We start from the raw sequence: 22,092 nt of genomic DNA on the forward strand, positions 1-22,092 counted from the left end.
CCTTTCGTACTCCACGAGAGTACGAAAGCTCCCCGCGTGCCGTCATCAGGCGTCGACTTTCTGGTGCTCAGGGGCAGGAGCGGCAGGAGGGGTTGGGCTCGGGAGGAAGCGTTTGAGCAGCGGGAAGAACACGATCAAGAGGATGATCACGTACACGATGACGGCCATCGGGCTGTTGACCAGCCCGGTCAGCGAGCCGTCGGAGAGCTGCAGCGAGCGGCGCATCTGCTGTTCCGCGGCCGGGCCGAGGATCACGCCGATGATCGCGGGCAGCACCGGCAGGCCGTAGCGGCGCATCGCGAAGCCCAGCACGCCGATCACGAACATCAGCAGCAGGTCGAAGATGTCCGCGTTCACCGCGTAGGCACCGACCGAGGCGAAGAACAGGATGCCCGCGTACAGGTACGGCCGCGGGATGCGCAGCAGCTTCGCCCACAGCGGTGCCAGCGGCAGGTTCAGCACCAGCAGCAGCGTCAGGCCGATGAACAGCGACGCGATCAAGGCCCACACGAGGTTGGCCTCGCGCTGGAACAACAACGGCCCCGGCTGGATGCCGTACGTCTGGAACGCCGCGAGCATCACGGCCGCGACCGCGGTGGTCGGCAGACCGAGCGTCAGCATCGTGACCAGTGTGCCGGCCGCGGACGCCGACGCCGTGGACTCCGGACCGGCCACGCCCTCGATGGCGCCCTTGCCCCACTCGTCCTTGTTCTTGGAGAGCCGCTTCTCCGTCACGTACGACAGGAACGTCGGGATCTCCGCGCCACCGGCCGGGATCGCGCCGAACGGGAACCCGATCACCGGCCCGCGCAGCCACGGCTTCCAGGTGCGCTTGAGGTCCGCCCTCGACAGCCACGGCTGACCGACCGGGATCGGCTCGAACGCCTTGCGCCGCAGGTGAGCGGCGACCCACAGGGCCTCGCCGACCGCGAACAGCGCCACCGCGACCACGACGACGTCGATGCCGTCCGCGAGGTGCAGCGAGCCGAACGTGAGCCGCTGCTGGCCGGTCATCTCGTCGAGCCCGACCAGGCCGATGGTGAGACCGATGAGCAACGACGCCACGCCGCGGATCCGTGAGGAACCCAAGACCGACGTCACCGCGATGAACGCCAGCACCATGATCGCGAACAGGTCCGGCGCGCCGATGTCGACCGCGTGCTTCGCCACGAACGGTGCCAGCAGGACGATCAGGGTCGTGCCGATGATGCCGCCGGTGAAGTGGCCGATCGCGGCGGCGGCAAGCGCTTGCGCACCGCGTCCCTTGCGAGCCATGGGATTGCCTTCGAACGCGGTGACCACCGCCGCGCTCTCACCCGGTGTGTTCAGCAGGATCGACGTGGTCGAGCCGCCGAACATGCCGCCGTAGTAGATGCCCGCGAACATGATGAACGCGCCGGTCGGCTCCATGCCGTAGGTGACGGGCAGCAGCAGTGCCACCGCCATCGCCGGGCCGATGCCCGGCAGGACGCCGATCGCGGTGCCGAGCAGCACGCCGATCGCCGCGAACAGCAGGTGCGTCGGCGTCAGCGCGGTCGCGAAGCCGTTGAGCAGTTGTTCCACCTAGAACACCTCCATCAACGGGCCACCGGGGAGCGGGACGCCGAGCAGGTTGTTGAACACCAGGAACGTCACGATCGACATGCCCGCCGCGATCAGCGGGTCGCGGACGAGGTTGCGGCTGCCGAGCGCGTAGGCCGCGCCCCAGAACAGGATCGCGCCGGAGATCGGGAACCCGACCACGCCGATCAGCGCCGCGTTCGCGAGGAACGCGCCGCACAGCAGCAGAACCGTGCGCCAGTCGGCGGGCGCGGTCAGGTCGACGTCCTCGCCGCCCTCCGCCTCGCCGCGGCCGCCGCGCAGCACGTCACGGGCCAGCAGCACCGCGACGACCAGCAGCAGCGAGCCGACCAGGATCGGCACCGCCTTCGGCCCGACCGGGCCGCGCTGGGCGAAGTCGGTGGGGATGCGCAGCGCGTCGGTCAGCACCAGCACGCCGAGCACGACCAGCAGGGCGCAGATGCCCAGCTCAGAACGCTCGCGCAACCAGGATTTCGTCGCTGTCATGCGAGCCCCAAGTCCTTCAGCACCGTTGCCACCCGCTTGTTCTCGTTGTCCAGGAAGGTCTTGAACTGGTCTCCCGGCGCGAAGGCGTCGGTCCAGCCGTTGCGCTGCAACGCCTCCGCCCACTGCGGTGTCTTCTGCATCCGCTGCAGCAGGTCGACCAGCCGGTCGCGGTCGGTCTGCGTGATGCCGGGAGGAGCCACGATGCCGCGCCAGTTGCTGAACTCGACGTCCACACCGGACTCCTTGAGCGTCGGCGCGTCGATGCCGTTGACGCGCTTGCCGCTCGTCACCGCGAGCACCCGCAACGTGCCCGCCTGGATCTGGTCGCGGTACTCGCCGACGCCGGAGACGCCGAACGCGACCTTGCCGCCCAGCACGCTCGCCAGCAGCTCGCCGCCGCCGTCGAACGGGATGTAGTTGACGCTCTTGGGCGCGAGCCCGACGCCCTTGGCCATCAGCATCGGCGCCAGGTGGTCGGGACCGCCGGGTGCCGAGCCGCCGCCGACCGTCACCGCGCCGGGGTCGGCCTTCCACGCGTCCACGAGCTGCGGCAACGACGTGTACGGCGAGTCCTTCGCGACCACGACGATGTCCGGTTCCTCGATCAGCCTCGCGATCGGGGTGGTGTCGAGCAGCGAGTTCGGCGACTTGTTCGTGTACACCGCGCCCACGACGCCCAGGCCCATCGACATGATCATCTTGCCGTTGCCGCGCTCACCGACCGTGCGGCCGAGCCCGACCGTGCCGCCCGCGCCGGGGAGGTTGAACACCTCGGCGTTGCGCAGCAGGCCGGCGTCCTCCATGGCCTTCGCCGCGGTGCGGGCCGTGATGTCGTAACCACCGCCGGGCTGGTTCGGCACCAGCACGCGCAGCGCCCGCACCTGGCTGGTATCGCCGCTGTCCGCACCCGGCGTCAGCAGCGGTGGCACCAGCAGGACGGCGAGCAACGCCGTCGCCACCGCCACCCACACCTTCACCGACACTGTGATCCCCGCCTCTCATCCGCGTGGTTCGACATGTTGCTCTGGTGTAAACCTTGATGTCGCTCTTGCGCTTCTAAGGTTTCTTTCGGTCTTTCTGGTCACGGGAGGTCTCATGCGCCGCCGCCGTTCCCTGGCCAGCCAGCTCCTAGTGTGGCAACTCGTAGTCGTCACCTTGCTACTGTGCGCGGTCGGCGCGCTGACTGTCGTCCAGACGGGCAGCAACTTTCGCACCAACGAGGAACGCCGGATGCTGTCCGTCGCGGAGAACGTGGCGGCCCTGAACGTCGTGCAGACGTCGATGGGCAACTGGCGGATCCTGGCCGCGCCCGCCGAGACCGCGCGGAGCCTCTCCGGTGCCTCCTACGTGCTGATCGTCGACATTCGGCGGATCGTGATCGCGTCACCCGACCCGGCCCAGATCGGGTCCACTCTGGACACACCGACGACCGCGTTCGACGGCAAGGCGTGGGTCGGCACGATCAACGGCTCGATCGAGGCGCACGTGCCGGTGTTCGACGAGCGGACCCGCAAGGTCAACGGCATGGTGGTCGCCGGCGTGATCGAGCCCGGCCTGTTCGCGGGGGCGCTGGACCAGCCGGAGGACGTGCTGCGGTACCTGGCGATCGCGCTGGTCATCGGCGTCACGGGGTCGTTGCTGCTGGCGCGGCGCGTGAAGAACCAGACGCTCGGGCTGGAGCCGCACGAGATCACCGCGCTGGTCGAGAACCGCGAGGCGTTGCTGCACGGCATCAGGGAAGGCGTCGTCGGCCTCGACGGGCAGCACAAGATCACCCTGGTCAACGACCACGCCCGGGACCTCCTCGCACTACCGGACGACGCGGTCGGCCGGTCGGTCGAGGAGCTGGAGCTCAACGACCGGCTGCGCGACGTGCTCACCGGGCGCGCGACCGGTGTGGACCAGCTGGTGCTGCGGGAGGGCGTCGTGCTGACGTTGAACCGCATGCCGATCGACGGTGCCGGCGCGGTCGTGACGTTGCGAGACCGCACGGAACTCCTTGCGCTGCAACACGAACTGGATGCCTCCCAGCACGCCACGGACACGTTGCGGGCACAGGCGCACGAGTTCGCGAACCGCCTGCACACCATCGCCGGGCTGATCGCGCTGAAGGAGTACGACGAGGTCAGCAACTACATTCACCAGATCAGCTCGGCGCAGGACCAGTGGCGAACCGAGGTCAGCTCGCGGATCGGCGACCCGGCCGTGGCCGCGCTGCTGATCGCCAAGGCCTCGCTGGCCGCCGAGCGCGGCACGGTGCTGCGCATGGGCCCGGACAGCGTGCTGGGACGCGTCGACGAGGCGTTGTCCGCGGATCTGGTGATGGTGCTGGGAAATCTGGTCGACAACGCGTTGGACGCGCTGAGCTCGTTCAGCGCCAACGGAGCCGGCAAGTGGATCGAGGTAGGTGTGGTGCAGTCGGACGACGAGGTCCAGGTCGTGGTGCGGGACTCCGGGCCGGGGGTGGCGCCGGAACTCGCGGAAGAGGTGTTCCGGCACGGGTTCACGACCAAGGCGGCATCGCACGGCGAACGCGGGATCGGCCTCGCGCTGATCAGGCGGGCGTGCCTGCGCCGCGGTGGTTCGGTGAGCGTGTCCGGCTCGGTCTTCACCGCAAGGCTGCCCTGGTGATCCGGGTGCTCGTCGTCGACGACGACTTCATGGTGGCGAAGGTGCACAGCGGGTACGTCGCGCGCACCGAGGGCTTCGAGGTGGTCGGAGTCGCGCACAACGGCGGTGACGCGCTGAAGCTCGTCGCCTTGTTGAAGCCCGACCTCGTGCTGCTCGACGTCTACCTGCCGGACGTCAGCGGGCTCGAAGTGCTGAAGTCGTTGCGTGCCAACGAGGACGTCGACGTCATCGTGATCACGGCGGCGACCGACGTCGAGACCGTGCGCAGTGCGATGCGCGGCGGCGTGCTGCACTACCTGATCAAGCCGTTCGACTACTCGGCGCTGCGCGACCAGCTCGCGCACTTCGCGTCGTTGCACGAGAAGCTGCACCGGCTGGATTCCGCCGGGCAGGCCGACGTGGACCAGGTGTTCGGCGCTCGTCCGGCGTCGAAGCCGTTGCTGCCCAAGGGGTTGACGCCGGAGACGGCGCGGCTCGTGGAGAACGCGCTGCGGTCGCACCCGGACGGGCTGTCGGCGTCGGAGTGCGCGTCGTCGACCGGCGTGGCTCGGGTGAGCGCGCGCCGATATCTGGAGCACTTCGTGTCGTCCGGCAGGGCCGAGGTTCGGTTGCGGTACGGCGGAACCGGCCGGCCGGAACGGATCTACGCGCTAGTCCCAGGAGCCTGAGCGGCCGCGCTTGGTCTCCGCACGGCGCTTCTTGCCGGCGATGCGGCGTTCCTTCGAGCCCTTGGTGGGCTTGGTCGGCTTGCGCATCGGCGGTGGCGGGGCGGCGGCACTGCGCAGGATCGCGGCGAGACGCTCCCGTGCGGCGGCGCGGTTCTGCAACTGGGCGCGGTGCTCGGACGCGGCGATCGTGAGGACACCGTCGACCAGCCTGTTCTCCAGGCGGTCGAGCATCCTGCGCTTGAGGTGCTCGGGGACCGACGGCGAGGCAGCCAGGTCGAACGAGAGCTCCACGCGGCTGTCCGCGGTGTTGACTCCCTGCCCGCCCGGCCCACCTGACCTGGAAAAACGTTCGCGCAACTCGGACGCCGGGATCACCAGCGTCCGAGTCACGGTCACGTCGTTCATGCCTGCCAGGCTAATAGGTGAGGCCCGGCAAAGTCGCGATCTTTATCAGCGTCTCGCGGTCGAGCGGCGGCGTCGGCCGGGTCACCGGGCCGTCCAGTTTCGGCATGCCGACGATGTTGGTGCGGAACTCTCCCACGTTCACGCTTTTGATCTCGACGAACACACCGTCTGGTCGAAGCGCCTGCACTTGGTAGGTGTGGAGGCCGTTCTGCTTACCCGCGATGCTGGACCGGACCTTGATGCCGTCGACCACGCGAAGCTCGCACGGCGCGACCTCGGGCTCAAAACACCAGCTGACGTCGTCGCCGGTGTTGGTGTGGCCGCGGTAGAGCTCGATCGTCAGCGCACCGGTGCCCTGGGCGTCCTTCAGCAGTGCCACGGCTTGTCGGACGTCTCCGTGGTCGAAGAACTGCAGTGGACCTGCCGGAACGCTCGGGACGTCCTGCACCGTCACTCCGGCCGGGATCACCTTGGCGTCGAGCAGGATCGCGGTGAGCTGGGCGTTGCGGTCGACGACCACCGCCCCGGCGGTCGAGGCCGCTCCGGACGACTGCCGCGGCAGTGCCAGGTAGCCGACCGTGCCCAGCCCGGCCATCAACACGAAGGCCATCACCGTCGCGATGGCGGTCCGCCTGCGGGCGAGCTTCGTCTTGCCCTTGCGGATCACCTCGGAGCGGTGGATCCGCAGCGCCGGCTCGTCCTCCAGCAGGTCGCGCAACGCCGCCAGCCCCTTGGCCGCCTGGCTCTTCACCGTGCCCTCCGTCCTGCCGAGGATGCGGGCGGTCTCGGTGACGCTCAGGTCCTCCCAGTACCGCAGCACGACGACAGCACGTTGTCCCGGTGGCAACGCGTCGAGCGCCAGCCGCAGGTCGAAGTCCGCCGAGTCGTCGGTCACCGCGGATTCCGGCAGGACGTCGACCGTGCGTTCGCGCTGGAAGAAGCCGCGCCTGGTCTCGTCGACGGCGGTGCGCACCAGCACCTTGCGCGCGTAGGCGTCCACGCTGTCCTTGCGCACGCGTGACCAGGCCACGTAGAGCTTGATCAGCGCGGTCTGAACGATGTCCTCGGCGCGGTGCCAGTCGCCGCACAGCAGATAGGCCGTGCGGCGCATGACGAGAGCGCGTGCGTCGACGAACTCCCCGAACTCGCGGTCGCGATCCAAGTGCCCCCTCCTCGGTCGCCGTTTAGTACGCGACGACGACCGCCGGAGGTTGCCTCAGAACCTCGGGTGGTCTCCGACGAGTGCGGCGCCGCCGACCTCGGCCTTGGTGACCTCGCCGAGCACCCACGACGGCACGTGGCGCGCGGTGAGCACGGCCAGTGCGCGGTCGACGTCCTCCGGCGCGACGACGGCGACCATGCCGACGCCCATGTTGAACGCCTTCTCCATCTCCTCGCGCTCCACCCGGCCGCGCTGGGCGATGAGCTGGAACACCGCGGGCGGCGTCCAGGTGCCGCGGTCGAGCGTCGCGTGCAGGCCGTCCGGCAGCACGCGGGCCAGGTTCGCGGCCAGGCCACCACCGGTGACGTGCGAGAACCCGCGGACCTCCGTCTCGGCGATCAGCGCGAGGCAGTCCTTGGCGTAGATCTTGGTCGGCTCCAGCAGCTCCTCGCCGAGGGTGCGGCCGAACTCCTCGACGTGACCCTCCAGCGGCATCCGCGCGATCTCCAGCAGCACGTGCCTGGCGAGCGAGTAGCCGTTGGAGTGCAGGCCGGACGAGCCCATCGCGATCACGACGTCGCCGTCGCGCACCCGGTCGGGACCGAGCAGCTTGGACTGCTCGACCACGCCGACGCCGGTGCCCGAGATGTCGTAGTCGTCGTCGCCCATCAGGCCGGGGTGCTCGGCCGTCTCGCCGCCGAGCAGCGCGCAGCCGGCCTGGACGCAGCCCTCGGCGATGCCCTTGACCAGCGCGGCGATCTTGTCCGGCACGACCTTGCCGACCGCGATGTAGTCCTGCACGAACAGCGGCTCGGCACCGCAGACGACCAGGTCGTCCACGATCATGGCGACCAGGTCGATGCCGACGGTGTCGTGCTTGTCCAGCGCCTGCGCGACCGCGATCTTGGTGCCGACACCGTCCGTGGACGAGGCGAGGATCGGTTCCTTCCAGCGGTCGAGCTTGAGCTGGAACAGCCCGGCGAAACCACCGATGCCACCGAGCACCTCTGGCCGGTGCGCCTTGGCAGCCCACGGCTTGAGCTTCTCCACCGCCTCGTCACCTGCGGCGATACTGACTCCGGCGGCGGCGTAGGTGGCCTTGGCGCTGTCGGTCACGTCAACTTCTTCCACTTGGTTCTTCGAGCTCACGGACGACGCAGTGCGTCCTCGGCACCATAGCCGTTGGCCAGGACGGGAGCGGCCGAGCCCGCCACGCCCTTGAGGCCTTCGAGCAGGTGCTTGCCGATGAGCGCGTCCTGCGGCAGTTCGATCGGGTACTCGCCGTCGAAGCACGCCGAGCACAGCCGCGTCTTGGGCTGCTCGGTCGCCGCGACGAGCTGGTCGAGCGACACGTAGCCGAGCGAGTCGGCACCGACCGAGCGGCGGATGCCGTCGTCGTCCAGGCCGTTCGCGATCAGCTCGGCCCGCGAGGCGAAGTCGATGCCGTAGAAGCACGGCCACTTGACCGGCGGCGACGCGATCCGGACGTGCACCTCAAGGGCGCCGGCCTCGCGCAGCATGCGGACGAGCGCGCGCTGGGTGTTGCCGCGCACGATCGAGTCGTCCACGACGACCAGCCGCTTGCCGCGGATGACGTCGCGCAGCGGGTTCAGCTTCAACCGGATGCCGAGCTGACGGATGGTCTGCGACGGCTGGATGAACGTCCGGCCGACGTAGGCGTTCTTGACCAGGCCCGACCCGTACGGGATGCCGCTGGCCTGCGCGTACCCGATCGCGGCCGGCGTGCCGGACTCGGGCACCGGGATCACCAGGTCGGCCTCGACCGGGTGCTCCTTGGCGAGCCGGCGACCGATCTCGACGCGCGTGGCGTGCACCGACCGCCCGGAGATCGTCGTGTCCGGCCGCGCCAGGTAGACGTACTCGAAGATGCAGCCCTTGGGCTCGGGGGTCGCGAACCTGCTGCTGCGCAGGCCGTCGCCGTCGATCGCGATCAGCTCACCGGGCTCGACCTCGCGCACGAAGCTCGCACCGACGATGTCCAGCGCCGCCGTCTCGCTCGCCACGACCCAGCCGCGCTCCAGCCGGCCCAGCACGAGCGGCCTGACCCCGTGCGGGTCACGCGCCGCGTAGAGGGTGGACTCGTCGCTGAAGGTCAGGCAGTACGCGCCCTTGACCGTCGGGAGGAGTTCGAGGGCCGCCTGCTCGATGCCCTTGTCGGCCGCCGCGTGGGCGAGCAGGCCGCAGAGGATGTCCGAGTCGGTCGTCGCGCCGTTGCGCTCGACGATGCCCAGCTCCTTGGCCTTCTCCAGCAGCTCGGCGGTGTTCACGAGGTTGCCGTTGTGGCCGAGGCTCAGACCACTCCCGGCAGCCGTGGTGCGGAACGTCGGCTGCGCGTTCTCCCAGGTCGTGGACCCGGTGGTGGAGTAACGGCAGTGCCCGACGGCCACGTGGCCCTTGAGGCTCTGCAGGACCTGCTCGTCGAAGACCTGGCTGACGAGCCCGAGGTCCTTGAAGACGACGACCTGCGACCCGTCACCGACGGAGATGCCCGCCGCCTCCTGGCCGCGGTGCTGCAGGGCGTAGAGCCCGTAGTAGGTCAGCTTCGAGACGTCCTCACCGGGAGCCCAGACGCCGAAGACGCCGCACTCCTCACGGGGTTCCTGTTCGGGCTGGGACTGGTCGGCGACCACCGAGTGGCTCCCTCACGCTCGCGCTGGATGCTTCCCGAGTGTAAGTGGAGCAGGGGGCCAACCACCCCCATCGCACCCCTGGTGAGGTGACGAAACTCATGCCTTCGGCCCATTTCAGGCCTTTTTGCACCCGCTCAGGTGGGTCTGGAGGTTCGAGTTCCCGAACGCGCTCCCCTTCTCCTGCTTGATCGTGCAGACGACCTCGTCACCGACAACCGCGCCTCCGCTGATCTCGCGTTGGTACGCGAGCTGATGCGCCAGCGCCTTCGAATCCAGGGCGCTCTTCGGCGCCTCGTCGAGCAGGTCGAGTTTCAGGTACTCGGTCGGAGAGCTGTTGTCGATTCCGCTGATCTTGTAGCGGAGGTCGTGCCCCGAGCTCGCGGCGCACGCGGTCAGCAGCAGGCATGCCACCAGGAGCGCGCTGATCTCGCGCATCAGGCCTTCCTGCACCCGCTCAGCTTGGTGTCCTTGGACCATGACGCGAACGGACTTCCCTGTTTCTGCGTGGCGGTGCAGATCACCTCGTCCCCGACCTTCGGGTCACCGCTGATGTCGCCCGGCGGCTGGAGCTGAGAAGCCACCCTGTCCTGCCACAGGACGTCCTTCGGAACGTCGCCCACCAGTTCGAGCTTGAAGAACTCGGTCGGCGTGGTGTTGTCGACTGAGACGATCTTGTAGCGGAGCTGCTGTTCCCAGCTGGTCGCACAGCCCGCCAGCAGGAGACATCCCAGCAGGGCCGCGGTGAGCTTGCGCATCAGTGCCCCCGTCCGACCTGCAGCACGTCCAGCACGCGCCGGTCGCCGGTCATCTCCTTGAGGTTCATCCGGTTCCAGAGCCAGAAGTAGACGAGCTCGGCCTCACCGACGACGGACGCGTCGCCTTCCTCGCCGGGCGCGGCGGCACGCGTCTCGGGCACCTCGCCCGCCGTGAGGGTGATCAGCCACGCCTCCGGCACGTCGGTCGGTCGCACGACGGCGCTGCCCGACACCGCGCTCGGCACGTCGCCCGCGACCTTGGCCGCGACGATCGTGGTCAGCACCTCGTCGATGCCGTCGGCGCAGAGGTCGGCGTCCGTGGCAACGACTTGACGGACGACCGTCTGCGCATCGAACCGACGCAGCACCGTCTCGTGCGCGATGCGGCGGTGCCACACCCACGCGAGGTCAGGCGCGGACGGCGAGAACGTCCACACCGGGCGATTACCGGGTACGGCCGTGAGGATCTCGCTGGCGGCCGTCAGCTGCAGGTCGAAGTACTCCAGTGGCGTCAGGCCGGTCTGGGCGGGTGGTGGCTGCATCGGGTGGCGGCTGCCGGTGCGCAGGTACGCCGTGGAGGTCTCCAGGAAGCGCGCGAGGTGGACGACCAGGTCCTGCACGGTCCATCCGGGACGCGTTGGCACCTCGGCGGCCGGATCCGCGTCCGCCACCGCCTTGCGGAACATCTCCGCCTGCTCGATGAACACAGCGGTCCACCGCTCGGCCGTCCACCCTGTCTGCACCATGAACGACATCGTGCCCGAAATGCTCCAGTCGCGAGGCGGGAACCGGCCATGATGTGGGCGCGTCGCAGTGATCGAGGACCAACAGGGGGTGGCGATGTTCGGCGTTGAGCCGGAGCTGCTGCGCAGCGCGTCCAAGGAGTTCGGCAACGGCTCCGACGCGGTGCGCGAGGCAGCGGAGATGATCTCGATGCTCAAGCTCGACGCCGGCGCGCTCGGCGAGGTCGACGCGGCGGCGGAGTTCGCAGACGCTCTCGCGAAGTTCGTCGACACGCACTCCCAGGACCTGCAGCGCGGTTCCGCGTGGATCAACGACGCCGCAGAGGGCCTCGTGTCGAACGCCGATGCCTACCAGCGCACGGACGAGGACCACGCGTCGATGCTGACGAAGCTCATGCAGGGACTTGGGGGCGGCAAGTGAGCTACACGGATCCGGAAAGCTTGTACGGCAAGCTCGCGTCCGGCGACATCAGCCGGATCGCCGCAGCCGCGGACCCGATCACCGGTGCCATCAGCGCCGTCGGACGCGCCGGCGAGTCGGTGGCCAGGGGCGGCAGGACTGCGGTGAGCAACTGGGTGGGTGATGCCGCGACCAAGTTCACCGCACGTGCCGAGCTGTCCGCGACCGCCGCCAAGGCTGCCGCCGAACGACTCGGTGCCGGTGTGGACATCGTCCAGGCGGCATCTCGGGCCTACGGCCAGATGCGCGGGGCCGCGGACCAGGCGATCAACGTGTGGCGCAGCCGTCCGCCGGGTCTCGACGAGGAACAGACTCGCGCGCTCGCCAACCAGGTCAACGACTCGCTGAACAAGGTCAAATCCGGCTACGACAACGTGCTGCGCTCCTACGCCGGCGCGCTCATCAAGATCCCGCCGGGCTTCGAGGAGTCCGCCAGGACCGACTGCGGCTGGGACCGTGCTGCCCAGCGCTCCGGTGTCGGCGGCGACCTGCCTCCGTTGCCACCACCGGGCAGCGACCCGGCAGCCGTCCGCAAGTGGTGGGACAGCCTCAGCGACGAACAGAAGAATGCGCTGGTCAAGTCCAAGCCCGAGGAACTCGCCAAGATCAAGGGCCTGCCCGCCGAGGGCCTGGACATGGCCAACCGCGAACGCATCAGGCAGGACAAAACGCGGTTCGAGGCGCAGAAACAGGATCTCAAGCAGCAACTCGACGACCGCGCCCGCGAACTCGGTGTGGACCCGAATTCGTCCGACGGTCAGCGTGCGCTGCGCAACGACCCCGCGGGTGCGCGGCTCATGTCGGAGTACGACGACGCGACCCGGCGCGCCAAGAACGCCACCGATGCGGATGGCGCACTGATCGAAGCCGACCGACTGGGCGTCGAGAACGGCAAGAAGCCGTATGTCCTGGCGTGGAACCCCGACGGTCCTGGTGCCAAGGAAGGCACTATGGCGGTGGCGTTCGGAAACCCGGACACCGCCAAGGACCTCGCGGTCTGCGTGCCCGGCACGACCTCCAAGCTCAGCGGCTTCAGCATGGACCAGGCAGCGCAGCTGAGCGGGGCGATGGGCGAGCACGGCGCTGCGATCCAGTGGCTCGGCTACGACGCCCCCGAGTTCCTGCCCGGTCAGGTGGACGACCCCGCGCAGGCGAAGGAAGGCGCGGCGCTGCTGGCCAACGACGTGGCGGAGTACCGCGACCGCAACCCCGGCGCGCACGTCACGGTGATCGGGCACAGCTACGGCAGCACGGTGGTCGGGTACTCGGCGATGGACAACGGGTTGAAGGCGGACGACATCGCGTTCGTCGGCTCGCCCGGTGTCGGTGCGTCCAATGTGGACCAGCTGTCGGCCGGCCGTGGGCACGTGTACGTCGGTGGCGCCGAGCACGACCCGGTCATCCAGGCGACCAGCGGTGACTGGTTCACCAAGGACGGGTCTTCGACCGGGCCGTACGACTCGTCGTTCGGTGCGCGGCAGTTCGGCACGTCCGGGGAGTCGTGGGTCGGGCACGCGCATTCTTCCTACTACGACAAGGGTTCCGAGTCGCTGGACAACCTGGCGAAGATCGCCACCGGGCACGGCGGCGACGTCAGCTCGCAGCGGTGGCAGGACTCGCCCACGCCGGTCGAGGTGCCCGGTTCGAACCTGCCCGGGGTCGGGCCGGTCATCGACTGGACCGTCAACACCGGCAAGGAAGTCGTCGACATGAGCGAGGACGTGTGGCGCGGCGGCGGTCAGGTCGCCGGCGACATCTCGCACGGCAACTGGGGTGACGCCGGGCGGCACGCGATGGGCACCGTTGGCGAGCTGGGCAGTGACGCCGTGGACGTGGTGGCCGACACGCTCGGCAACGTCGGTGAGCTCGGCCGGGATGCGTACGAGGGCGGCAAGGCCGTCGTCGAGGGTGGGGTCGGGGTCGTCAAGGACGTCGGCGGGGCGATCGCGGGCGGCGCGAAGTCCGTCTACGACAACACGATCGGTTCGTGGTTCTAAGAGTTCTAGAACTTCACGACCGGTAGCAGTGCGGACAGGTCGGCTCGGGTCCCCGACGCGGTGACCCGAGCGCCGTCCAGGGCGTCGGGCCAGGTCAGGGTGCCGGTCGCGAGTTCCAGCCACGTGCGCGGATCGGTCTCCACGACGTTCGGGGGCGTGCCGCGGGTGTGCCGCGGGCCCTCCACGCACTGCACCGCGGCGAACGGCGGCACGCGCACCTCGACGCTGCGGCCCGGTGCGATGTGTTCCAGCGTGCGCAGGCTGAGGCGGACGGCGGCGGCCAGCACCGGGCGTTCCGGCTGGTCGGCCTCGCCGCGCAGCCAGGGCAGGACGGCCTGCACGGCGGCGCGCATCTCGGCGGGGTCGACGGGCTTGGCTGGCACGTCGCCCACATTAGCGAAGCGGCAGCGGCGGTCCGGGCGCTGTTGGTATATCTGGACGGTGATCAGGAACTTCGCCGTCGTCGGTCCCGGGCAGGCGACCAGGGAGCGGCTGAAGGCGGCTCTCGCGGCCGCGCCGGACACCTCCGTCTACCGGATCGGGCGTGGTGCCGACCCGTTGCCCGTTTCGGCCACCTTCGACCCCTCTGACCAGCCCGGCTGCCGGAGTCTGCTGGACTGGTTCGAGCGCGGGGCGCCGTCCGGTGCGGTGCTGCTGGTGGACGACTGGCGGCTGTGCTCCGAGCAGGACCCCGCGCTCGACCGGGTCGTCGAGTGGGTCGCGGCGTTCGGGCCCGCGCGGGGCGTGCAGGTCGTCGTCACGGCACGGACGTGGGACGAGTTGCCGGACCGGTTGCGGCGACAGCTGCACGGTGAGGCGACGGACTTCCTCGCGCTGCACGGGATCCAGGCCGACCTGAGCGACAAGTACCAGCGGCGCGACCTCAGCGCGGCGGTGGGGGTCGACGAGCGCGGATGGCCGGTGCACCTGGACATCAGCGTCGACGGGGACGGGCTCACGGGTGCGTACTACGGACCGCAACGCGGGCAGAAGCTGCTCAGCGCTTTGCTGGGGCTCATGGTCACGCACTCGCCGCAGCACCTGAACCTCGGTCTCTTCGACCTGAAGAACTCCGGCGTGTTCGACGGCCTCAGCGTCGCGCCGCACGTGTCGTTCGCGCTCAAGGGTGAGGACGAGGACGAGCTGTTCGAGCGGTTCCAGGAGGGGCTGGCCGGCGAGCTCAACCGGCGGCAGCAGCTGCTGCACGAGGCCCGCTGCCGCAGCTTCACCGACTACCGCGAGCAGGCCGACGACCTGGCCGCGTTGCTGATCTGCGTCGACAGCGCCGAGGTGCTGATCGAGCGGCAGCCGGGGTTTCAGAACACCCTGGAGTCGCTCACGCGTGCCGGCCGCACGCTGGGCATCCACCTGCTCTACTCCGGCGACGCGTTCCCGCCGCAGCTGCCGTTCCAGGTGCCCGAGTGGCCGTTCGCGACGCCGCCGCACGACTTCGCCGAGTGGGTGAGCGTCCTGCCGCAGGCGCTGGTCGGATCCGCGCCGCCCGCACGCCCGATCGTGCTGCCGCCGCTGCACAAGAGCTACGTCGACCTGACGCTGGAAATGCTGCCGCCGGGCGCGATAGGGCTGGTGGACAAGCCGTTCGAGCAACGCCGTGACGTCCTGGTCCCCGGCTTCACCGAGGAGCAGCGGCACGGCGCCATCGTCGGCAAACCGGGCACCGGCAAGAGCACGACGCTGCGCACCCTGGCCCGTGTCCTCGGTGACGACCTGGCGCGCTGCCAGCTCCTCGACGGCCCCGGCGAGCCCCTCGACCCGCAGCGCCACATCGTGGTGACCGCCCGGTCGTGGGACCAGGTGCCGCCGTTCATCCGCGACAGCCTGGCGTTCGGCATCGAGTTCCGGCTCGACGACCCGGCCACGTCGCTCGTCGGCGCCCGTGAGGCGGCCCGCGTGCCGGACAAGCCGGGCTTCTGTCTGTCCGTGCCGGATCGCCTGCACGCCCAGATCGCGCTGCCGTGACCCATCTCGCCCTCGTCGGGCCGCCGCACCTCACCGGGCCGCGAATCCCTGCGGCACAAGGCGTTTACCGCATCGGGCAAGGCGAGTCACCGATCGCGGCGGTCAGCTTCGACCCGACCGACCAGCGCCGGTGCCAGAACCTGCTGACGTGGTTCGAACGCGGCGCGGAACCCGGCGCGACGCTGCTGATCGACGACTGGAAGCATTGCGCGGACCGCGATCCCGGCCTCGCCGACGCGGTCAGGTGGATCACCGCGACCGCGCGCGGAGTGCGGGTGATCGTCACCGCCCGGTCGCTCGGTGACCTCCCGGCACGCGTGCCGCTGCACGTGGAGGTCGTGGACTTCCTGGCGCTGCACGGGTTGAGCCGGTTCAGCAAGGCGCTCGTGTGGCGGGGCCGGTGGTGGAAGGTGCCGATCGGTGTCGACGGCAACGGCCGGCCGGTCGTCGTGGAGCTCACCCACTTCGCCGACGGCAAGTGGCGCACGGGATCGCACCTCGCCGTCACCACGCGCGACGCGTTCCGGAGCCTGGTGCTCGGGCTGATGACCACCCACTCGCCCAAGGTGTTCCAGACCATCTTCATCGACGCGCACGACACGGACACGTTCGCCGGGCTGGACCAGGCACCGCACGTGCAGGCACATCACCGCAACGCCGAGGCCGATCCCGGTCCGCTCGCCGAGGCGCTCCTGGCCGAGTCGGAACGCCGGTTGGAGATCGTCGGCAACACCTGGACGATCTTCGACCACCGCTCGCTCGGCCAGGTGCTGCCGCAACTCCTGATCTGCGTCACCGGGTTCGCGGACCTCGCGGCGACAGAACTCGGCAACGCCCTCACCACCATCGCCCGGGACGTCGGCAGATCCGGCGTGCAGCTGCTGCTGGACACCCCGCACGAGCTGACGCAGGTCCGGATCGACGACTGCACCACGCCGGCGAACCTCGACCAGCAAGCCGACGAGCTGCCCCGGCTGATGCACCAGCCAGAGCCGCCACCGGACTTCTTCACGTTGCACGACATGCTGAGGTTCGACAAAGCGCACGCGTGGCGGCCGCGCCCGGCCAAGCTGCGGTTCCGGACCGCGGTGGGCGTGGACGAGCACGGTCAACCGGTCGAGATCGACGTCAAGGCGGGTCTCGCGGAGGACGGCATGGGTCCGCACGGCGAGGTCGTGGCGCCTCCCGAACGTCGTGCGGACGCCCTGAAAGCGCTGATCCTCGGCCTGATGCTGTGGCACTCACCGGATGAGCTGCAGGTCGTTCTCATCGACTTCCACGGCACCGGCGTGTTCGCGGGCCTGGAGCACGCACCGCACGTGCAGCCGCACGACCTGATGGACGATCTGGAACGCCGTATCAGCATGCTGGTGGAAGGCAACGCACCACCGCGGCTGCTCGTCTGCGTGGACGGCGTCCACGGCCTGACCGAGGCGAAACCGGGGTTCCTCACCACGCTGCAAACCCTCACCGAGGTCGGCCGCACCTACGGCCAGCACCTGCTGCTCTCCGACACGACCTCGGTCCGCGACCTGCCACGGCTGCACACGACGTACCGCCTGGAGCTCACCGAGCAGGGCTGGGAACGCCGCATCGGCAGATCGGTGGAGAGCTTCGTGCTCCCCACCGATCTCGACACGGTCGTGCGGTCACTGCCGGTCGCCATGTACGCGGCTACCTCATGAGCGACGCAACTTCCGTTGTGCGTCATAGAGATTGCGCGGTGTCACGTCGTTCGTGCCGTAGAGCTCCAGGCGCGAGTTCAGCGGGCCGGTGAAGTCCGGCTTGTCGATCTGACCGAAGTCGCGGACCTCGGAGATCGCGACCGTGGCGCTGCACGGCGCGACCTGGTCGATGCGGACGTTGCCGGCGCGTTGGTTCGTGACGGTGACGTTCCAGTGCGTGAAACGCGCGCCGTACAACGGACCCGCGTTGGCGCTGCCGCCGTGCGCGCCGACGTTGTTGATGGTGATCTCGGTGCGGACGTTGCCGAACGGCAGACCGCGGTGGGTGTCGAAGACGTCGTAGTCCATCCGCCCGCGGGTCCACACGTTGCCGCACGACAGGCCTTCGACGTTCAGGCCGTGGTTGCCCGCGCCCGGCTGCGAGGGCTCCGACGGCGCCTCGATCACGAACCCGTCGGTCAGGTTGTCGTGCGACTGCTCGCGGGTCGCGTAGGCGTGGTGGTGGCCGCGGCCGGAGACCCGCGTGTTCAGCAGCGAGACCCCCTTGGAGGACACCAGGAGGAACCCGTTGTCGACGTCCTGCACATGCACGTCGTCGGCCCAGCAGTCCCACGCGCACTGGAACACCAGCCCGTTGTACCCCTTGTCCTGCAGGTGCTTCGGCGTCGGCACCTTGAACATCTCGATCTTGATGCCCTCGACGCCCGCGCCGGTGATCACCGGGGCCATCGTGGTCAGGCGCGCCTTCCACTCCGGACGGAGCTCCACCGGCAGCGGCTGCGCGAGCTTGACCCTGTTGCCGCGCACCCACTCCACGCGCACCGGCCACAGGAAGGGGAAGTACGACAGGAGCTTGTCCTTGTCGTCCCACTTGTACGTGGCCGTGCCGGGGATGTCGCCGCACAGGTGCTTGGGCAGCGAGTAGTTGTCGTCGTCCAGCCGCAGCAGCACGCGCTGACCGGGCCGCAGGTTCCGTCCGTTCTCGACGGTCACGACGAACGAGCCGCGCGCCGCGGAGCCGGTGACCGCGGTCAGCGTCGAACCCAGCTCCAGCTCGTTGCCCGTCCAGCCCTCGAACGGCCACTTGTGCGCCTTGATCGCGTCGACCAACGGCTGGTAGCGGTCGCGGTGGCACACCCACACCAGCCCGCCGGACCAGCTCCACGCCGAGTTCTCCGAGCCGTAGCGGCTGCGGTTGATGCCGACGATCTCCTCCAGCGACCTGGTCGCGCGGAACGTCGTCCGGTCGCTGCCCGCGCCGCGCAGCACCACGTTGTCGTGGCCGACGCGGATGATGTCGTCGATCCGGTAGCGGCCCGGCGGTACGAACACCGTGCCGCCGCCCAGCCTGCCGACGAACTCGATCGCGCGGTTGATGGCCACCGACGCGTCCGCCGAGCCGTCCCGGCGCGCACCGAAGAACAGCACGTTCGCCAGCACGGGACGGCGGGGAGGCCGCTCACCCGTCCGGTAGCCCGCGTACGCGATGTTCGGGAGCTGCGGGTGGTTGTACGGGTTCGCCGCGAACTCCTGCCACAACGAGGCGGAGGACGCGGCGGAAGCGGTATCCGTCAGCGCTTGCGTTCCGACCAGTGCGACCCCTGTAGCCAGCAGGAATCGCCTTCTGTCGATGTTCATTTCGCCGTCTCCAAGGGGTCTTGGCCACGGCGGCGGTGGTCAGATCAAACCAGAGATCAGCCGCCCGCGGAACGAACCGCTTCGGAGATCAGCTCGTCCACCTGGTGCATCATCCGGCGGGCATCGGTCGGCGTGAACGTGCTCCACGGCGGCTGACCGTTCGACGCACGGCGTTGCTGCAGGTAGCGGCCCTCTTCGGTGTCGAAGAACGCGACCACGCGGTCGGGCCGCCAGCGCTTGCCGTACTTGTCGCGGGCGGCGGCACCGAAGTTGCCCGTGTGCACGAGCCCGGTGAACATCTTGACCAGCGCCTTCGCGTCGTCCTCGCGCAGTCCGACGCCCCGGAACGCGGCCTCCATCGACTTCGGCGAACCGTCGGTCTGCGAGATCGCCTTCTCGATGTCCGCGCTCGGCAACGTCACCGAAAGCCCTGTTCCGGCCGGGTGCGCGGGCAGCACGGACAGCACCGCCGAGGCGAGCCCGGAGCCCGCCCACGGCTGGAACGTCAGCTGGTCGTCCCGCAACGTCGCGAGCGCGCCCCAGTCGCCGTTCGCGACGGCGAGGACCCGCAGGCTGTGCCCGAGCCAGAGGCGGCCGTCCGCCTCCCGCTCGGGCTTGACGAACATGCGCAGCAACCCGTCCAGCTCGGCCGACAGGCCACGCGAGTTGCCCAGCCGGCGGTGGTCCAACTGCTGGTAGACGCGGTTCTCGAGCTGGATGCGCTCGTCCCGCGTCTTGCCAGGCGTGGGAACTTTCAGCACGAGCGGCATCGAGCCGACGTTCATCCGTTCCCACACCACGTCGAACTCCTCGGCGGAGAGGGTGATCGGCTCCCTCTCCACCGCAGCGCCGAACAGGCTCACTCCGAGAAGCCTCCGATGACCGGCGGAGCGACCATGCGCTCGTCGCCGAACACGTCGTCGGTCTCGACCAGGTAGTCGGCGGCCTTGTGCTCGAGGTCGTCCTCGCCCTCGCCCTTCTGGCCGTGCGCACCACCGGCACCGGCACCGGCGCCACCGGCCTTGCCCGCACCCGCGCCGGAGCCCATGGCACCGCCGCGCATGCCCTCCGGACCGGAGCCCATGCCGGGCAGTCCGCCCTTGACCGAGCCCTGCTGACCGGACGAGCCGAGCGAGCCGCTCATCGGCCCGAACGCCTTGCCGCTGCCGAGCTGACCACCGCGAACGCCACCGGCACCGCCACCGCGCAGACCACCGGTGCCACCGGAGGTCGGCCGGGTGAACACCGGACCGGACGGCACCGAAGGCGTCGGGGTCGGCGTGGGCGTCGGGTGCGGCAGGTTGGTCGGCGGAGGCGTGACCGGCGGCGTCGACGGAGGCTGCACCCACGACGTGTGCGTGCTGTCCGTGGGCGGCGGCGGAGTCCAGGCCGGCTGCACGTGCTGCTGGGTCGACGGCGGCGTCGTCCACGACGGACTCGTCGTGCCGTTGGTGCCGGACGGCGTGTGCGGAGTGGTCGAGGTGTAGCCGACGCGCGTGTTCTCCGTGCCGGACGGGCCGGGCGGAGGCGTGTCGATCACGACCTGCGGCGGCTGCGGGAACTCACCGAGCGTCGAGGAGTTCCAGCGGCTGTCGGACTGGTAGTCCTCCATGACCTTGACGGCCTGGGCGGCGGCGTTGTCCGCGGCGGCTTCCTGCTTCTCGTGGTCCATCTGCTGACCGACGACGTGCGCCATGCCGACGGGACCGGTCAGCGCGCCGACCGCCACGTCCAGGAAGCCGGGCTTCTCCGTGGTGACCTTGACGGGCTCCGGCATCTTCTTGCGCGCGTCGGCGATGAACTCGCCCTGCAGGCGCGCGGAGCTCTCCATCGTGCCCGAGCCCTGCTCGGCGTAGCCGGCCCACTGGGCCAGCGGCGACAGCGCGCCCTGCGCGGTTTCAGCCGCGTCGGACTCCCAGCCGGCGCCCATCTTGGCCAGCGCGGCGTGCAGGTCGGAGTCGATCTGGGCCAGCGATTCCTTGATCGTCTTCCAGCCCTGCTCGACCGGGATGGAGGCGGAGACGCCGGGACCAGAGTTGATCATCTTGTACAGCTCGGGGTGGTCGTACCCCTGAAAGCGGTGGTCGGTCATCGGTCAGCCCCCTCTCAGCCCAGGTCCCGCTGGTGCTTGCCCCACATGGCCGCGTTGTCGCCCTCGACCTTGCGGTACTGCTCCTCGATCATCTTCAGCTGGTCGATCACACCGACGAGCTGCGCGCGGTAGAAGGTCAGCGCGGCCAGTGCCTTGTCAGAGGTCTGCTCGTTGAACGCCTTCGACGTCTCGCTGCTGATCGGGTCCTCCGCCCAAGGCTTCGTGGGCAGGTGCTCGACAACCTTCTTGATCTTGTTGTCGAACTCGTCGAGCGCGCGCTCGAAGGCCTTTCTGGCCTCCGGAATGGCAGACGGGTCCACCTTCAGCTTGCGCTGACCGAACTCCGTTGGCGTGGACACACCACCGCCACCACCATCCGCGAGATACACGGCACACCCTCCTCAGTACGGCCCTCAGGAGACGGGCCGCGTGTGCATTTGGGACGACTTTAGCTCTGATGCGTGACGCGGGTGACCGGTTCCCGGTACAAGGCGCGTAGTTCTACTCACTTCTTGGCGAGCACGGCACCCGCCGCCTCCGCAAGCCCCTTGACCCGCTCGCAGGCACCGTCCAAAGTGCCGTCACTACCCCATCCACCGATCACCGACACCAGCAGCAGCTGCTGGTCGTTCGCGTCGATGTAGACATCGCACTCGGGAGAGCCGGTCGCCTGCGACGGCCCCTTGGTGAGATAGCCGGGGTAGCCGGCGACCTTGAGCTCGGCGAGCTGCTTCACCTTGCCTTCGGTGCTCTTCAACCGGTCGACGCCACCGTTGACCAGCGTGTCGATGCTGTAGGTGAACTTGCGGTCCTCGTAGCTTGCGCCGCAGGACTTACTGCCCTCGCCGTAGTCGGCGTCGGGGGTGCCCGGCTCGACGGTGCGGATGCCGAGCTTGGCCTTCGCCTCCGGCGTGATCAGCGAGCACGGGTCGAGGGTCTTCATGTCGACGGCCTTGGGCCTGTTCACCGGGGCAGTCCCGGTCGACGTTCCGGTCTTCGGCGTCTGCTGCCCCGCCGTGGGTGTCCCGGGTTCGGTCGAAGAACACCCGGTCAGGACCACTGCCAGCACGAACGGGACGACAAGTCGACGCATGACGGTCAACGTATCGGATCGTCGCGCACGGAGTGTTGCGATTGCTGTGGCCCGCGTCACCCATA

General features: G+C 69.4%; 21 protein-coding genes and 1 pseudogene. 6 read left to right on the forward strand and 16 right to left on the reverse strand.

Features of this window, described 5'->3' with window-relative positions:
* Positions 1-45: 45 nt before the first annotated feature.
* The 3 genes from ACWEIJ_RS07665 to ACWEIJ_RS07675 are packed head-to-tail and all read right to left on the reverse strand — an operon-like array spanning position 46 to position 3,032.
* Positions 46-1,563: a tripartite tricarboxylate transporter permease gene (locus tag ACWEIJ_RS07665; protein ID WP_449836383.1), complete on the reverse strand. Its 1,518-nt coding sequence runs from the start codon at positions 1,561-1,563 to the stop codon at positions 46-48.
* Complete coding sequence (locus tag ACWEIJ_RS07670; RefSeq protein WP_355437995.1) at positions 1,564-2,067, reverse strand: tripartite tricarboxylate transporter TctB family protein; 504 nt, start codon at positions 2,065-2,067, stop codon at positions 1,564-1,566. It lies immediately after the preceding gene.
* A complete protein-coding gene (locus ACWEIJ_RS07675) occupies positions 2,064-3,032 on the reverse strand; it encodes a Bug family tripartite tricarboxylate transporter substrate binding protein (RefSeq protein WP_449836850.1) in 969 nt (322 codons plus the stop codon). The genes ACWEIJ_RS07670 and ACWEIJ_RS07675 overlap by 4 nt, the downstream gene beginning before the upstream one ends.
* A gap of 130 nt (positions 3,033-3,162) precedes the next feature.
* Here ACWEIJ_RS07675 and ACWEIJ_RS07680 point away from each other — a divergent pair, with 130 nt between their 5' ends.
* Together ACWEIJ_RS07680 and ACWEIJ_RS07685 are read left to right on the forward strand one after the other, a co-directional pair.
* Positions 3,163-4,698 (forward strand): ATP-binding protein, encoded by a 1,536-nt coding sequence (locus ACWEIJ_RS07680; protein ID WP_449836384.1) that lies wholly within the window; start codon positions 3,163-3,165, stop codon positions 4,696-4,698.
* A complete protein-coding gene (locus ACWEIJ_RS07685) occupies positions 4,695-5,366 on the forward strand; it encodes a response regulator (RefSeq protein ID WP_449836385.1) in 672 nt (223 codons plus the stop codon). The genes ACWEIJ_RS07680 and ACWEIJ_RS07685 overlap by 4 nt, the downstream gene beginning before the upstream one ends.
* Here the strand turns inward: ACWEIJ_RS07685 and arfB are convergent.
* The 7 genes and pseudogenes from arfB to ACWEIJ_RS07720 all read right to left on the reverse strand — a co-directional run bounded on the left by arfB (position 5,349) and on the right by ACWEIJ_RS07720 (position 11,085).
* Positions 5,349-5,771, reverse strand: a complete 423-nt coding sequence (gene arfB / locus ACWEIJ_RS07690; protein WP_449836386.1) for an alternative ribosome rescue aminoacyl-tRNA hydrolase ArfB — start codon at positions 5,769-5,771, stop codon at positions 5,349-5,351. The genes ACWEIJ_RS07685 and arfB overlap by 18 nt on opposite strands.
* 703 nt (positions 5,772-6,474) lie before the next feature.
* Positions 6,475-6,933 (reverse strand): annotated as a pseudogene (locus ACWEIJ_RS07695) (SigE family RNA polymerase sigma factor); the annotation flags it as partial.
* A 54-nt stretch (positions 6,934-6,987) separates the two neighbouring features.
* The gene (gene purM / locus ACWEIJ_RS07700) at positions 6,988-8,049 is read right to left on the reverse strand and encodes a phosphoribosylformylglycinamidine cyclo-ligase (protein WP_449836387.1); all 1,062 of its coding nucleotides are present in this window, start codon (positions 8,047-8,049) and stop codon (positions 6,988-6,990) included.
* 29 nt (positions 8,050-8,078) lie between these two features.
* Complete coding sequence (gene purF / locus ACWEIJ_RS07705) at positions 8,079-9,584, reverse strand: amidophosphoribosyltransferase (protein ID WP_449836388.1); 1,506 nt, start codon at positions 9,582-9,584, stop codon at positions 8,079-8,081.
* Between the two features lie 114 nt (positions 9,585-9,698).
* The gene (locus tag ACWEIJ_RS07710; protein ID WP_449836389.1) at positions 9,699-10,019 is read right to left on the reverse strand and encodes a hypothetical protein; all 321 of its coding nucleotides are present in this window, start codon (positions 10,017-10,019) and stop codon (positions 9,699-9,701) included.
* Entirely contained in the window at positions 10,019-10,339 is a 321-nt protein-coding gene (locus ACWEIJ_RS07715; RefSeq protein WP_449836390.1) for a hypothetical protein, read from the reverse strand. Before ACWEIJ_RS07715 ends, ACWEIJ_RS07710 begins: the two co-directional genes overlap by 1 nt.
* The gene (locus tag ACWEIJ_RS07720) at positions 10,339-11,085 is read right to left on the reverse strand and encodes a maleylpyruvate isomerase N-terminal domain-containing protein (protein ID WP_449836391.1); all 747 of its coding nucleotides are present in this window, start codon (positions 11,083-11,085) and stop codon (positions 10,339-10,341) included. Before ACWEIJ_RS07720 ends, ACWEIJ_RS07715 begins: the two co-directional genes overlap by 1 nt.
* Positions 11,086-11,179: 94 nt before the next feature.
* Between ACWEIJ_RS07720 and ACWEIJ_RS07725 the strand changes: the two genes are divergently transcribed.
* The gene (locus ACWEIJ_RS07725) at positions 11,180-11,503 is read left to right on the forward strand and encodes a type VII secretion target (protein ID WP_449836392.1); all 324 of its coding nucleotides are present in this window, start codon (positions 11,180-11,182) and stop codon (positions 11,501-11,503) included.
* A complete protein-coding gene (locus ACWEIJ_RS07730; protein WP_449836393.1) occupies positions 11,500-13,539 on the forward strand; it encodes an alpha/beta hydrolase in 2,040 nt (679 codons plus the stop codon). The genes ACWEIJ_RS07725 and ACWEIJ_RS07730 overlap by 4 nt, the downstream gene beginning before the upstream one ends.
* A 5-nt stretch (positions 13,540-13,544) precedes the next feature.
* Here ACWEIJ_RS07730 and ACWEIJ_RS07735 read toward each other — a convergent pair whose 3' ends face one another.
* Positions 13,545-13,892, reverse strand: coding sequence for a sterol carrier family protein (locus tag ACWEIJ_RS07735; RefSeq protein ID WP_449836851.1), 348 nt, complete (start codon positions 13,890-13,892; stop codon positions 13,545-13,547).
* 88 nt (positions 13,893-13,980) lie between these two features.
* On the opposite strand from ACWEIJ_RS07735, the gene ACWEIJ_RS07740 reads away from it, so the two are divergent.
* Both ACWEIJ_RS07740 and ACWEIJ_RS07745 read left to right on the forward strand, forming a co-directional pair.
* A complete protein-coding gene (locus tag ACWEIJ_RS07740; RefSeq protein WP_449836394.1) occupies positions 13,981-15,519 on the forward strand; it encodes a hypothetical protein in 1,539 nt (512 codons plus the stop codon).
* The gene (locus ACWEIJ_RS07745) at positions 15,516-17,204 is read left to right on the forward strand and encodes an FtsK/SpoIIIE domain-containing protein (RefSeq protein ID WP_449836395.1); all 1,689 of its coding nucleotides are present in this window, start codon (positions 15,516-15,518) and stop codon (positions 17,202-17,204) included. Before ACWEIJ_RS07740 ends, ACWEIJ_RS07745 begins: the two co-directional genes overlap by 4 nt.
* On the opposite strand, the gene ACWEIJ_RS07750 is transcribed toward ACWEIJ_RS07745, so the two are convergent.
* The 5 genes from ACWEIJ_RS07750 to ACWEIJ_RS07770 form a co-directional block, all read right to left on the reverse strand.
* Positions 17,199-18,842: a glycosyl hydrolase family 28-related protein gene (locus ACWEIJ_RS07750; protein WP_449836396.1), complete on the reverse strand. Its 1,644-nt coding sequence runs from the start codon at positions 18,840-18,842 to the stop codon at positions 17,199-17,201. The two genes, ACWEIJ_RS07745 and ACWEIJ_RS07750, sit on opposite strands and share 6 nt — an antisense overlap.
* A gap of 56 nt (positions 18,843-18,898) precedes the next feature.
* On the reverse strand, positions 18,899-19,705 hold the full coding sequence (locus ACWEIJ_RS07755; protein ID WP_449836397.1) for an ESX secretion-associated protein EspG: 807 nt from the start codon (positions 19,703-19,705) through the stop codon (positions 18,899-18,901).
* Positions 19,702-20,934, reverse strand: a complete 1,233-nt coding sequence (locus ACWEIJ_RS07760; RefSeq protein WP_449836398.1) for a PPE domain-containing protein — start codon at positions 20,932-20,934, stop codon at positions 19,702-19,704. Before ACWEIJ_RS07760 ends, ACWEIJ_RS07755 begins: the two co-directional genes overlap by 4 nt.
* A gap of 14 nt (positions 20,935-20,948) precedes the next feature.
* Positions 20,949-21,323, reverse strand: coding sequence for a transcriptional regulator (locus ACWEIJ_RS07765; RefSeq protein ID WP_449836399.1), 375 nt, complete (start codon positions 21,321-21,323; stop codon positions 20,949-20,951).
* A gap of 116 nt (positions 21,324-21,439) precedes the next feature.
* Positions 21,440-22,027: a DUF3558 domain-containing protein gene (locus tag ACWEIJ_RS07770; RefSeq protein ID WP_449836400.1), complete on the reverse strand. Its 588-nt coding sequence runs from the start codon at positions 22,025-22,027 to the stop codon at positions 21,440-21,442.
* Positions 22,028-22,092 lie beyond the last annotated feature (65 nt).

Source organism: Lentzea sp. NPDC004789 (genome assembly GCF_053601075.1).

Coding starts and splice junctions, on each gene's coding strand:
- ACWEIJ_RS07670 (WP_355437995.1), bottom strand. CDS start 2,067: ATGACAGCGACGAAATCCTGGTTGCGCGAGCGTTCTGAGCTGGGCATC.
- ACWEIJ_RS07680 (WP_449836384.1), top strand. CDS start 3,163: ATGCGCCGCCGCCGTTCCCTGGCCAGCCAGCTCCTAGTGTGGCAACTC.
- arfB (WP_449836386.1), bottom strand. CDS start 5,771: ATGAACGACGTGACCGTGACTCGGACGCTGGTGATCCCGGCGTCCGAG.
- ACWEIJ_RS07710 (WP_449836389.1), bottom strand. CDS start 10,019: ATGCGCGAGATCAGCGCGCTCCTGGTGGCATGCCTGCTGCTGACCGCG.
- ACWEIJ_RS07715 (WP_449836390.1), bottom strand. CDS start 10,339: ATGCGCAAGCTCACCGCGGCCCTGCTGGGATGTCTCCTGCTGGCGGGC.
- ACWEIJ_RS07720 (WP_449836391.1), bottom strand. CDS start 11,085: ATGGTGCAGACAGGGTGGACGGCCGAGCGGTGGACCGCTGTGTTCATC.
- ACWEIJ_RS07725 (WP_449836392.1), top strand. CDS start 11,180: ATGTTCGGCGTTGAGCCGGAGCTGCTGCGCAGCGCGTCCAAGGAGTTC.
- ACWEIJ_RS07735 (WP_449836851.1), bottom strand. CDS start 13,892: ATGCGCGCCGCCGTGCAGGCCGTCCTGCCCTGGCTGCGCGGCGAGGCC.
- ACWEIJ_RS07750 (WP_449836396.1), bottom strand. CDS start 18,842: ATGAACATCGACAGAAGGCGATTCCTGCTGGCTACAGGGGTCGCACTG.
- ACWEIJ_RS07760 (WP_449836398.1), bottom strand. CDS start 20,934: ATGACCGACCACCGCTTTCAGGGGTACGACCACCCCGAGCTGTACAAG.
- ACWEIJ_RS07770 (WP_449836400.1), bottom strand. CDS start 22,027: ATGCGTCGACTTGTCGTCCCGTTCGTGCTGGCAGTGGTCCTGACCGGG.